Annotated in this window: 13 protein-coding genes; 11 read left to right on the top strand and 2 right to left on the bottom strand. The window is 72.0% G+C overall.

Annotated elements, in window-relative coordinates; genetic code table 11:
- Window positions 1–124: 124 nt before the first annotated feature.
- Together recQ and C8054_RS29895 are read right to left on the bottom strand one after the other, a co-directional pair.
- Window positions 125–1966: a DNA helicase RecQ gene (gene recQ, locus C8054_RS29900; protein ID WP_107162504.1), complete on the bottom strand. Its 1842-nt coding sequence runs from the start codon at window positions 1964–1966 to the stop codon at window positions 125–127.
- A 62-nt stretch (window positions 1967–2028) separates the two neighbouring features.
- Window positions 2029–2550 carry a hypothetical protein gene (locus tag C8054_RS29895; protein WP_107162503.1) on the bottom strand — a complete coding sequence of 174 codons (522 nt, stop codon included), beginning with the start codon at window positions 2548–2550 and terminating at the stop codon, window positions 2029–2031.
- Between the two features lie 135 nt (window positions 2551–2685).
- On the opposite strand from C8054_RS29895, the gene C8054_RS29890 reads away from it, so the two are divergent.
- From C8054_RS29890 to C8054_RS29840, 11 genes are all read left to right on the top strand, one after another.
- The gene (locus tag C8054_RS29890; RefSeq protein ID WP_107162508.1) at window positions 2686–3540 is read left to right on the top strand and encodes a helix-turn-helix transcriptional regulator; all 855 of its coding nucleotides are present in this window, start codon (window positions 2686–2688) and stop codon (window positions 3538–3540) included.
- A gap of 23 nt (window positions 3541–3563) precedes the next feature.
- Window positions 3564–3758: a DUF397 domain-containing protein gene (locus C8054_RS29885; protein ID WP_107162502.1), complete on the top strand. Its 195-nt coding sequence runs from the start codon at window positions 3564–3566 to the stop codon at window positions 3756–3758.
- A gap of 65 nt (window positions 3759–3823) precedes the next feature.
- Window positions 3824–4720, top strand: coding sequence for a hypothetical protein (locus tag C8054_RS29880; protein WP_146180008.1), 897 nt, complete (start codon window positions 3824–3826; stop codon window positions 4718–4720).
- 274 nt (window positions 4721–4994) lie between these two features.
- Window positions 4995–5903, top strand: coding sequence for an RNase adapter RapZ (rapZ, locus tag C8054_RS29875; protein ID WP_107162507.1), 909 nt, complete (start codon window positions 4995–4997; stop codon window positions 5901–5903).
- Complete coding sequence (gene yvcK / locus C8054_RS29870; protein WP_107162500.1) at window positions 5900–6898, top strand: uridine diphosphate-N-acetylglucosamine-binding protein YvcK; 999 nt, start codon at window positions 5900–5902, stop codon at window positions 6896–6898. The genes rapZ and yvcK overlap by 4 nt, the downstream gene beginning before the upstream one ends.
- 54 nt (window positions 6899–6952) lie before the next feature.
- Window positions 6953–7933 carry a DNA-binding protein WhiA gene (gene whiA, locus C8054_RS29865; RefSeq protein ID WP_018788213.1) on the top strand — a complete coding sequence of 327 codons (981 nt, stop codon included), beginning with the start codon at window positions 6953–6955 and terminating at the stop codon, window positions 7931–7933.
- A gap of 265 nt (window positions 7934–8198) precedes the next feature.
- Window positions 8199–9203, top strand: a complete 1005-nt coding sequence (gap, locus tag C8054_RS29860; RefSeq protein ID WP_107162499.1) for a type I glyceraldehyde-3-phosphate dehydrogenase — start codon at window positions 8199–8201, stop codon at window positions 9201–9203.
- Entirely contained in the window at window positions 9200–10399 is a 1200-nt protein-coding gene (gene pgk / locus C8054_RS29855) for a phosphoglycerate kinase (protein ID WP_107162498.1), read from the top strand. The genes gap and pgk overlap by 4 nt, the downstream gene beginning before the upstream one ends.
- Window positions 10400–11191 carry a triose-phosphate isomerase gene (tpiA, locus tag C8054_RS29850; RefSeq protein WP_107162497.1) on the top strand — a complete coding sequence of 264 codons (792 nt, stop codon included), beginning with the start codon at window positions 10400–10402 and terminating at the stop codon, window positions 11189–11191.
- A 95-nt stretch (window positions 11192–11286) separates the two neighbouring features.
- The gene (gene secG / locus C8054_RS29845) at window positions 11287–11547 is read left to right on the top strand and encodes a preprotein translocase subunit SecG (RefSeq protein WP_091420428.1); all 261 of its coding nucleotides are present in this window, start codon (window positions 11287–11289) and stop codon (window positions 11545–11547) included.
- A gap of 128 nt (window positions 11548–11675) precedes the next feature.
- Window positions 11676–12020, top strand: a complete 345-nt coding sequence (locus tag C8054_RS29840; protein ID WP_107162496.1) for an RNA polymerase-binding protein RbpA — start codon at window positions 11676–11678, stop codon at window positions 12018–12020.
- The last annotated feature ends 19 nt before the right edge of the window (window positions 12021–12039 follow it).

Genomic DNA, 12039 nt, shown 5'->3' with positions numbered 1-12039 from the left:
CACCGCCTCCTACCGCATCACCGTCGACAACCTCGCCGACTGGATCGCCACCCGCGGCTACAGCACCAGCTGACCCGACACACCGACAAGGGCCCGACCCCACAGGAGGGGTCGGGCCCTTTCGTCACCCCTCGGCGAGTACGGCGAGAATGGCCTCGCCGTACTTGGTGAGCTTGTTCTCGCCCACCCCGTTGAACCGGGACAGTTCGGCCAGTGAACTCGGCGGCTCGGCGGCGATCTGACGCAGCGTGGCATCGTGGAAGATCACGTACGCGGGGACGCCCTGCTCCTTCGCGGTGGCGGCCCGCCACGCGCGGAGCCGCTCGAAGACCGGCGCGGCGGCGGGGGAGAGGTCGGCGACGACGGTCGCCGCGCCCCGTGGCTTCGCGGCCCGGCCGGACAGCTGTCGTTCCGGCTCCTTGCGCAGGGTGACCGTACGCCGCCGGCCGAGCACGTCGGCGCTGGCCTCGGTCAACGCCAGCGTGCCGTAGTCGCCCTCGACCGCGAGCAGACCCTCGGCGAGCAGTTGCCGGACCACGCCGCGCCACTCGGTGTCGCGCAGCTCGGTGCCGATGCCGAACGTGCTCAGCGCGTCGTGCCCGTGCTGGTCGATCTTGTCGGTGTGCTTGCCGAGCAGGATGTCGATGCTGTGCCCGGCGCCGAACCGCTGGTTGCGCTCCCGGTCGAGCCGGTAGACGGTGGAGAGCAGCTTCTGCGCGGCGACCGTGCCGTCCCAGGACTCCGGCGGGTCCAGGCAGGTGTCGCAGTTGCCGCAGTTCGACGCCCCGGCCTCACCGAAGTAGTCGAGCAGTTGGGCCCGGCGGCAGCGGACCGTCTCGCAGAGCGCCAGCATCGCGTCGAGGTGGGCGGCCAGGTTGCGCCGGTGCGCCAGGTCGCCCTCCGACGTCTCGATCATCTTGCGCTGCTGCACCACGTCCTGGAGCCCGTACGCCAGCCAGGCCGTGGACGGCAGCCCGTCGCGGCCGGCGCGACCGGTCTCCTGGTAGTAGCCCTCCACCGACTTGGGCAGGTCGAGGTGGGCGACGAAGCGTACGTCGGGCTTGTCGATGCCCATGCCGAACGCGATGGTGGCCACCATGACCAGCCCGTCCTCGCGCAGGAAGCGCTGCTGGTTGGCGGCGCGGGTCGCCGCGTCCAGGCCGGCGTGGTAGGGCAGCGCCGGGACGCCGTTGGCGACCAGGAACTCGGCGGTCTTCTCCACCGAGGCGCGGGACAGGCAGTAGACGATGCCGGCGTCGCCCGGGTGCTCGTCGCGCAGCAGGCTGAGCAACTGCCGGCGCGGTTCCCGCTTCGGCACGATGCGGTATTGAATGTTGGGCCGGTCGAAGCTGGCCACGAAGTGCCGGGCGTCGGTGAGCTGGAGCCGGGTGGCGATCTCGGTGCGGGTGGCCCGCGTCGCGGTGGCGGTCAGCGCGATGCGCGGCACCTGCGGCCAGCGTTCGTGCAGCATCGACAGGTTGAGGTAGTCGGGGCGGAAGTCGTGCCCCCACTGGGAGACGCAGTGCGCCTCGTCGATCGCGAACAGCGCGATCCTGCCGCGTTCCAGCAGGCCGAGCGTGGCGCGCACGGCCAGCCCTTCCGGGGCGAGGTAGAGCAGGTCCAGCTCGCCGGCGAGGTAGGCCGCCTCGACCCGGCGGCGTTGTGCCGCGTCCTGGGTCGAGTTGAGGAACCCGGCCCGCACGCCGACCGCGGTGAGCGCGTCGACCTGGTCCTGCATCAGCGCGATCAGCGGCGAGACGACCACCGCCACGCCGTCGCGGACCAGCGCGGGGATCTGGTAGCAGAGCGACTTGCCGCCCCCGGTGGGCATGAGCACCAGCGCGTCACCGCCGGCCACCACGTGCTCGATGATGTCCTGTTGGACACCGCGGAACGCGTCGTAACCGAAGACCCGGCGCAACACGTCCAGCGCGCCCTCGACCCGTTGCTCGGTGGGGGAGACCATCCGGGCAGTCTACGAGCGCCCCCCGACACGGCCCGGCACCACCGGAGGGCGCGGCGGGGCCGTCACCGCCCGCCTTCGGTGTCCCCGTCGCCCCACCGGAGCCCGTCGAGGCCGGCCGCACGGTGGAAACCGGGGTGTCCGGTGACGTCCGCGCAGACCTCGTCGTCGGGGCCGACCCGGCCGCAGAAGACCGGCTCGATGTGGTTCCAGGCGTCGGCCCGGGACAGCAGCGCGCCGGTCGCGGGCACCTCCGGCCGCAGGGTGGTCAGCCCTTCGGTGTAGACGACGGCCTGGTCGCGGGCTTCCTGCGGGTCGGCCGCCAGGTAGGTCAGGTGCAGCGTCCAACGACGCGGCATCCGGTAGGCGCCGGCGGGTGCCTGGTTGCGGCCCGACCGCCGCTCGCGCCCGGCTGACCGGGCGAGCAGCCCATTGAGGTACGGGGAGAGCGGATCGGCCGTCGACAGCGCGTGGGCGATGGCGGCGCGGACCCGCTCGGACACGTCGGCCCCGTCGAGCACGGCGGCCAACTCCTGGTGAAAGTGGGGCTCGGGTCGTTCCCGGCGCAGCGATCGATCGTCAGTCACCGAGTTCTGCCTCTCCGTAGGCGTGCGGTTGCTAAAAGCGTGAACCATGCGACCAAAAAACACAACGTCGCACTTCTCTTGCATTCTTGACTGCGGTGGGGGAAGAATCGACTACTCCGAGTGAAAGAGGTGGGGATGGCGCAGGTGCCGAGCCCGACGATCAGAGCCCGTCGTCTGCGACGCGAGTTGCGGCGCCTGCGGGATCGTGCCGGGCGCACCGCCGAGGAGGTGGCCAAGATCCTCGGCTGGCACCGCACCAAGGTCATCCGCCTGGAGCAGGGGCATTCCCGGGTGATGCCGAAGGACATGCCACCGCTGCTCGACCTCTACGAGGCGTCCGAGTCCGAGCGGGAGTCGCTGACCGCACTGCTTCGCCAGTCCCGGCAGAAGGGCTGGTGGAGCGCCTACGGCGACGTGCTGCCGGACGACTACGTCGGCTTCGAGGCGGAGGCCACGTCGATCAGCGCGTTCGAGAGCCTGTACGTGCCCGGCCTGTTGCAGACCGAGGAGTACGTCCGCGCCATCGTCCGGGCCGGCCGCAGCACCGCCGACCATGACGAGACCGACCGGGTGGTGGCGGCGAGGCTTGCTCGCAAGTCTCTGCTGTTCCGGGACCTGCCGCCCTCGTTGTGGGTCGTGTTGGACGAGGCGGTGCTCCGGCGGATGGTCGGCGGCCCATCGGTGATGCGGGCTCAGCTCGCGCGCCTGGTCGAGGCGTGTGAGATGCCAACGGTGGAGATCCAGGTCCTGCCGTTCACCGCCGGAGCGCACGCGGCGATGGGCGGAGCCTTCACCCTCCTGAGTTACGACGATCCGGTGCTCGACCCGGCGGTCGTCTACCTCAGCAACGACACCAGCACGCTGTTGCTGGAGGAGAGCCGACAGGTGGCGCGCTATAGACTCATGTTCGACCACCTTCGGGCCAAGGCGCTCGACCCTGACCGGTCTGCGGACCTCCTCGCCCGGGTTGCCGCCGAGGTGCCGGACTGACTCCAACCGTTGGAGCGCAACCGATGGACCGCTCGGATCTGGCACAGGCTGTGTGGCGTAGGAGCAGCCGGAGCGGTGCGAACGATTCGAACTGTGTCGAGGTGGCAGACCTCTCCAACGTGTCGGTGGTGCGGGACTCCAAGGACCCGGACGGCCCGGTGCTGGTCTTCGACCGGGGAGCCTGGTCGTCGTTCGTCGTCGGCCTGCGGCGTGGCTGATCGATCGCGGCTCGGCTCGCCGCCCCGATGCCGGCGGCATCACCCCTGTCCGCTTAGATGGCCGGATGGCGGCGAAAATCGACATCGATGCCCTGCGGGACGTGGCCGGTTCGGATGCCTGTGCCACGGCCGACGAGTGGCGAGCTGTCGGTCAGCCGGCAGAGTTCGTGCCGGTCGGCGGGGGAGCGTCCGGCGTGATCCGGGAGGTCGGGAAGCCGCCGATCGAGGTCTGGGTCGGCGTGACGGCGGACGGCTTCACCGCCGAGTGCGAGTGTTCGCCCGGCGCTAGGCTGTGCGCCCACGCGGTCGCCCTGACCCTCCTCGCCCTGGACGGCGGGCTGTCCTGGTCCTCGGCGGCCACCCCGCCGTCTGCCGTGGCCGTCGATCCCCGGGTCGCTGAACTGGCCGCACTCGCGCAGAGCATCCCGGTGCGGAGACTGGCGTTGCTGGTTGCCGAGTGGGCGGCCGCGGACCGGGTCCTGGAGAGCGGGCTGCGGGCGCAGGCCGGCCAACTGGAGGCGCTCACCGCCGTCGAGTTGGCCCAGGTCCGTCGCACGATCGACGACCTGGCCGGTGGGGCGACCGGCGGCCAATGGGATCTGCACGACGTGGAGAAGGCCGGCCGGGCGATCGTGGAGGAGATCGAGGTGCTCGCCCAGCGGCCACCGACGGAGGAGGCGCTGCTGCTGGTCGAGCGGGCCGCCCGCGCCTGGGACGGCCTCTCCGGCTACCTGTACGACGCCTGGGAGACGTACGAGGAGGAGCCGGCCGAGATCGGCGATGCGCTACGGGCGGCCCACGTCCGCCTCTGCGAGCAGGTGCAGCCGGATCCCGACGACCTGGCGTCCCGGCTCGCCGAGATCATCGCGGCGGCCGAGGTCGACTCCTGTCTCGACGAGCCGTGGGACTACCTCGCAGCGCTCGGCCGTCAACGGGTCAAGGCGCTCATCCGTCGCCACTGACCGCCCGACCCGGTCCACCCGCCTCGCTGTTTCCCGGAAACAGTGGCTATTCCGCCAGCTATGGCCACTGTTTCCGGGAAACAGCGGAAGACGGAGCGCGGGGAGACGGAGCGCGGGGGAGACGGACGAGCAGGTGTTCCGGGGGTCACCCCGTGGAATCCCGGTCGGGGTCGCAGCCGTTAGAGTCGTCGACTGACCATGCGCGGCCGACCGGCCGTGGCGCCACGGCTTGGGGGTACATCGGGTGAGCGAGGCGCGGACGGCGGAGGGCCTGGTGCCGACCGGCACGGAGACAGCGGTGGGGCGGCCGGCGCCGACCGAGGCGGAGACGTCCCTCGTGGTGGTGACCGGCCTCTCCGGCGGCGGGCGCAGCACGGTGGCCCGGGCGCTGGAGAACGTCGGCTACTACGTGGTCGACAACCTGCCCCAGGCGCTGCTGCTGGACATGGCCGAGCTGGCGTTCAAGGCCGGCGGCGCGGCCCGGCGTACGGCGATGGTGCTGGACGTGCGCTCGCGCGCCTTCTCCACCGACCTGGTCGGCGCGATCCGGGAGCTGCGCGAGCGCGGCTTCTCCCCGCGGGTGGTCTTCGTCGACGCCGACGACGAGGTGCTGATCCGCCGGTTCGAGAGCGTGCGCCGCTCGCACCCGTTGCAGGGCGACGGGCGACTGGCCGACGGCATCGCGGTGGAGCGGGCGCTGCTGGAGGAGGCCCGCGACCAGGCCGACGTGATCATCGACACCAGCCACCTGAACGTCAACCAGCTCCGTCGTCGGGTCGAGGAGCTGTTCGGCGGCGAGGACGCCCGCAGGCTGCGGATCACCGTGCTCTCGTTCGGCTTCAAGTACGGCCTCCCGCCGGACGCCGACTTCGTGATGGACGCCCGGTTCCTGCCCAACCCGTACTGGGTGCCGGAGCTGCGTGAGCACACCGGCCGGGAGGAGGCGGTCAGCGCGTACGTGCTGGGTCAGGAGGGCGCGGACGCGTTCGTCGCCGGCTACGCCGACCTGGTCAACGCCACCACGGCCGGCTTCGAGCGGGAGGGCAAGCGCTACCTGACCGTGGCCGTCGGCTGCACCGGCGGCAAGCACCGCAGCGTGGCGATCGCCGAGGAGCTGGCCGTGCGGCTGCGCGCGTCCGGCATCGCCGCCAACGCGCAGCACCGGGACCTGGGGCGGGAATGACCCCGACCAGGGTGGTCGCGTTCGGCGGCGGGCACGGGTTGTCCGCGTCGCTGCGGGCGCTGCGGCACTGCGTACCCGGACTGGACCTGGACATCACCGCGGTGGTCACGGTCGGCGACGACGGCGGCTCCAGCGGCCGGCTGCGCGCCGAGCGCGGCGGCCTGCCCCCGGGTGACCTGCGGCAGGCGCTCGTGGCGCTCTCCGGTGACCATCCCGCGACCCGGCGCAGCGCGGCGTTGTTCCAGCACCGCTTCGCCGCCGCCACGCCCGTGCCGACGCTCGGCGCGCCGGCCCGGGCGGTGGGTGACCCGCTCGCCGGCCACGCGGTCGGCAACCTGCTGCTGCACGGGCTGACCGAGCTGCTCGGCGATCCGGTGGCCGCGCTGGACCACGCCGGGGCGATGCTCGGCGCGGTCGGCCGGGTGCTGCCGATGTCCCGCCAGCCGGTGGGCATCGAGGCCCGGGTCCGCGGCGTCGACCCGGCGCGCCCCGACGAGGTACGCACGGTGCGCGGCCAGCACCAGGTCGCGGTGACGACCGGCGTGGTGGAGTCGCTGCGGCTGACCCCGGCCGCGCCGGCCGCGTGCGCCGAGGCGGTGACCGCGGTACGCGCCGCCGACTGGTTGATCTTCGGACCGGGGAGCTGGTACACCAGCGTGCTGCCGCACCTGCTGGTGCCCGGCCTGGCCGACGCGATCGTGTCCAGCCCGGCGCGGCGGCTGGTGACGTTGAACCTGGTGGCCGAGAAGGAGACCTCCGGGCTCTCCCTGCCCGACCATCTGGACACCCTGCGGCGCTATCTGCCCGAGCTGAAGGTGGACATGGTGCTCGCCGACTCCACGGCGGTGGGTGATCCCGTGGCGGTCGAACGTGCGGCAGAATCGCTTGGTGCCCGGCTGGTCCTCGCCCCCGTCGCCGTCGTCGACGGCACGCCCCGTCATGATCCGGCCGCCCTGGGCGCCGCACTGGTGCCGCTCCTGGGCGCCGATCGTTAGACACGTACGTAATCACCGGCGACACGCCGGAACGGTCCGTGAGGGGGCGCTGGAATGGCGATGACGGCTGCGGTCAAGGACGAGCTGAGTCGGGTCGACGTGCCCAAGCCCTGCTGCCGGCGGGCGGAGATGGCCGCCCTGCTGCGCTTCGCCGGCGGCCTGCACATCGTGTCGGGGCGCGTGGTGGTGGAGGCGGAGCTGGACACCGGCGCGGTGGCCCGCCGGCTGCGGCGGGAGATCGCCGAGGTCTACGGCTACCCGAGTGAGATCCACGTGCTCGCCTCGGGCGGCCTGCGCAAGGGCAGCCACTTCATCGTGCGGGTGGTCAAGGACGGCGAGGCCCTCGCGCGGCAGACCGGCCTGCTGGACGTGCGGGGTCGCCCGGTGCGGGGCCTGCCGCCGCACGTGGTGGCCGCCAACGTCTGCTGCGCGGTCTCCGCCTGGCGCGGCGCGTTCATGGCGCACGGCTCGCTGACCGAGCCGGGCCGCTCCAGCGCGTTGGAGATCACCTGCCCCGGCCCGGAGTCGGCGCTCGCGCTGGTCGGCGCCGCCCGCCGGATCGGCATCACCGCCAAGAACCGCGAGGTGCGCGGCGTGGACCGGGTGGTGGTGAAGGACGGCGACGCGATCGCCGCGCTGCTCACCCGCATCGGCGCGCACTCCAGCGTGCTGGCCTGGGAGGAGCGCCGGGTCCGCCGGGAGGTGCGCGCCACCGCCAACCGGCTGGCCAACTTCGACGACGCGAACCTGCGCCGCTCGGCGCGCGCCGCGGTGGCCGCCGCCGCCCGGGTGACCCGGGCGCTGGAGATCCTCGCCGACGACGCGCCCAACCACCTGACCTCGGCCGGCCGGCTGCGGCTGGAGCACCGCCAGGCGTCGCTGGAGGAGCTGGGCGCGCTCGCCGAGCCGCCGTTGACCAAGGACGCCATCGCCGGCCGGATTCGCCGGCTGCTCGCGCTCGCCGACAAGCGGGCCCGTGACCTCGGCATCCCGGATACGGAAGCGGCAGTCACGCCGGACATGCTCGTGGTCTGATAGGACGGAGGGGGCGACGTCGCGCGACCGGGATCACCACCCGCCGCAGCGCGCCGCCACGCGCTCGGATAGGGTCGCTGCGTACGGCAAGGGGGCCGGCACAGGCACTCCTCGCCGCACTCACCGCCTCGGGCGGTCAGGTCCCCAGGACCGCGGCGGGGTGGCCGAGATGACATCGTCAACGGCCGGCTCCAACGGTCGGCGCACACACCTCCGCCGGCTGTGGTCTGACGCCGGCGGACCAGAACGCGAGGAGATGGAACCTGTGACCATCCGGGTTGGCATCAACGGCTTCGGCCGGATCGGCCGTAACTTCTTCCGGGCAGTGCTGGCGTCCGGCGCCGACATCGAAATCGTCGCGGTCAACGACCTGACCGACAACGCGACGCTCGCCCACCTTGTCAAGTACGACAGCATCCTGGGTCGCCTCCCGCACGAGGTGAAGGCCAGCGCCGACGAGATCACCGTGGGCGGCAAGGCCATCAAGGTGTTCGAGGAGAAGGACCCCGGCAAGCTGCCGTGGAGCGAGGTCGGCGTCGACGTCGTCATCGAGTCCACCGGGTTCTTCACCGACGCCACCAAGGCGAAGGCGCACATCGACGGCGGGGCCAAGAAGGTCATCATCTCCGCGCCGGCGAAGAACGAGGACGTCACCGTGGTCATGGGCGTCAACCAGGACCAGTACGACCCGGCCAAGCACAACATCATCTCGAACGCGTCCTGCACCACCAACTGCCTCGCCCCGATGGCGAAGGTCCTCCAGGACACGTTCGGCATCACCAAGGGTCTGATGACCACCATCCACGCGTACACGCAGGACCAGAACCTGCAGGACGCGCCGCACAAGGACCTGCGCCGGGCCCGGGCCGCCGCGCTCAACATCGTGCCGACCTCGACCGGCGCCGCGAAGGCCATCGGCCTGGTGCTGCCGGAGCTGAAGGGCAAGCTCGACGGTTACGCGCTGCGGGTGCCGATCCCGACCGGTTCGGCCACCGACCTGACCGTCGAGGTCGGCCGGGAGACCACCGTGGACGAGGTCAACGCCGCGATCAAGGCCGCCGCGGAGGGCCCGCTCAAGGGCGTCCTGGTCTACAACGAGGACCCGATCGTCTCCGCCGACATCGTCACCGACCCGGCGTCGTGCATCTTCGACGCGCCGCTGACCAAGGTGATCGGCAACCAGGTCAAGGTCGTCGGCTGGTACGACAACGAGTGGGGCTACTCCAACCGCCTCGTCGACCTGGTCAAGCTGGTGGGTTCCTCGCTGTGACGATTCGTAACCTCGACGACCTGCTCGCCGAGGGGGTGTCGGGTCGGCGCGTGCTGGTGCGCGCCGACCTGAACGTCCCGCTCGACAAGCAGACCGGTGACATCACCGACGACGGGCGGATCCGGGCCGTGCTGCCGACGCTGAGCGCGTTGGTGCAGGCCGGCGCGAAGGTGGTCGTCTGTTCGCACCTGGGCCGTCCGAAGGGCGCGCCGGACCCGCAGTTCAGCCTCCGCCCGGTCGCCGGGCGGCTCGGTGAGCTGCTCGGCGCCCCGGTGCACTTCGCCGAGGACACCGTCGGTGACTCGGCACAGTCGACAGTGGCCGGCCTGGCCGACGGTCAGGTCGCGCTGCTGGAGAACCTGCGCTTCAACAAGGGCGAGACCAGCAAGGACGAGGCCGAGCGGGGCGCGTTCGCCGACCAGCTCGCGGCGCTCGGCGACGCGTACGTCGACGACGCGTTCGGCGCGGTGCACCGCAAGCACGCCAGCGTGCACGACGTGCCGGCCCGGCTGCCGCACGTGGCCGGCCGCCTCGTGCTGCGCGAGGTGGAGGTGCTCAGCAAGCTGACCGGCGCGCCCGAGCGGCCGTACGTGGTGGTGCTGGGCGGCTCGAAGGTCTCCGACAAGCTGGCCGTGATCGAGGCGCTGCTGCCCACCGTCGACCGGCTGCTCATCGGCGGCGGGATGTGCTTCACGTTCCTCAAGGCCCAGGGCCACGAGGTGGGCACGTCGCTGCTGGAGGAGGAGATGGTCGAGACCTGCCGGAACCTCCTGGAGCGCTCCGCCGGCAAGATCATGCTCCCGGTCGACGTGGTGGCCGCGGACGCCTTCGCCCCGGACGCCGCGCACGACACCGTGCCGGCCGACGGCATCCCCAGCCACCGGCTGGGGCTGGACATCGGCCCGGAGACGGTGGCCGGCTTCGCCGCCGCGCTGTCCCAGGCGAAGACGATCTTCTGGAACGGCCCGATGGGCGTGTTCGAGATGGCGGCGTTCGCCAACGGCACCCGCGGGGTGGCCGAGGCGATCACCAAGACGGACGCGTTCAGCGTGGTGGGCGGCGGTGACTCCGCCGCGGCGGTGCGCGCCCTGGGTCTGGACGAGTCCTCGTTCGGGCACATCTCCACCGGTGGCGGCGCCTCCCTGGAATACCTGGAGGGCAAGACCCTCCCCGGCATCGCGGCTCTGGAGAACTGAATGGCGAGCACCACCCGCCGGCCGCTGATGGCCGGCAACTGGAAGATGAACCTGAACCACCTCGAGGCGAACCTGCTGGTGCAGAAGCTGGCCGCGAGCCTGACCGAGAAGCAGCTCACCGACGTCGAGTGCGTGGTGCTGCCGCCCTTCACCGACCTGCGCACTGTGCAGACCGCGGTGGACGGCGACAAGCTGCTGATCGGCTACGGCGCGCAGGACCTGTCGCCGTTCCCGTCCGGGGCGTACACCGGAGACATCGCCGGGCCGATGCTGTCGAAGCTGGGCTGCGGGTACGTGGTGGTCGGCCACTCCGAGCGGCGGCAGTACCACGGCGAGGACGACGCGCTGGTCAACGCGAAGGTGGCGGCGGCGCTGGCGAACGGGCTCACGCCGATCCTCTGCATCGGTGAGGGCCTCGAGGTGCGGGAGCAGCTCCGGCAGGTGCCGCACTGCTGCGACCAGCTCGACGGCGCGCTCAAGGGCCTCACCGCCGAACAGGTCACCCAGGTCGTCGTCGCGTACGAGCCGGTCTGGGCGATCGGCACCGGCAAGACGGCGACGCCGGAGGACGCGCAGGAGGTCTGCGGCGAGGTGCGCAAGCGGCTCGTGGAGACCTACGACGAGACCACCGCCCAGCAGGTCCGGATCCTCTACGGCGGGTCGGTCAAGTCGTCGAACGTCGCCGCGATCATGGCCCAGCCGGACGTGGACGGGGCCCTGGTCGGGGGCGCCAGCCTCGACGCGGAGGAGTTCGCGCGGATCTGTCGGTTCCCGGAGCACACGGCCCGCTGATCGCTCGCTATCCTTGACGCTGCCCGTCCACCGGTCGGTGCCGCAGTGCCCGACAGGCCCGGGCAGTGATCGCAACGAGAGGACTGACCCCCGCCATGCCGATCTGGTTCGCCTACACGATGATCACCTTGCTGGTCATCACCAGCGTGCTGCTCACCCTGCTGATCCTCCTGCACCGCGGTAAGGGCGGCGGCTTGTCGAGCATGTTCGGCGGCGGCGTCAGCTCCAGCCTGGCCGGTTCCTCCGTGGCCGAGAAGAACCTCGACCGCTACACCGTTCTGGTGGGGATCGTCTGGTTCGCGTGCATCGTCGGGCTCGGCCTGTGGCTGCGCCTCCAGATGGCCAGCGGCACCTGAGCGAGCGCGTCTACGCGTACAATCTGCGCGCGGTCCGTGACGGACCGCGCGCAGTTCTGTTCCGCCGCCCGTCGCCCGCCGCCGACCCCTTCCGGCGGCGGCCCCTTCGACGACAGGGAGCGCGCAACGTGCCCAGCAACAACGTCATCCGCGGCACCCGGATCGGGTCCGCCCCCGAGCGTTTCGACCAGCGGGCCGAGCCGGCGCCGCGCCGGCCGGTCGTCTACTGGTGCCGCCACGAGCACCGGGTCGAGTTCCTGATCGCCGCCGAGGCGGAGACCCCGGCGTCGTGGGACTGCCCCCGCTGCGGCGAGCCCGCCGGCCCCGAGCCGGGCAACCCGCCGGGCCGCACCCGCGCCGAGCCGTACAAGACCCACCTGGCGTACGTGCAGGAGCGGCGTACCCCCGAGGAGGGCGAGGCGCTGCTGGCCGAGGCGCTGGCCGCCCTGCGCCACCGCCGGGGCCGCGCCTGACCGAGGTGTGAGGAGGGGC

It is taken from the genome of Micromonospora sp. RP3T (assembly GCF_003027925.1).
Classification (GTDB): domain Bacteria; phylum Actinomycetota; class Actinomycetes; order Mycobacteriales; family Micromonosporaceae; genus Micromonospora.
This window is presented reverse-complemented; position numbering and strand designations above follow the sequence as displayed.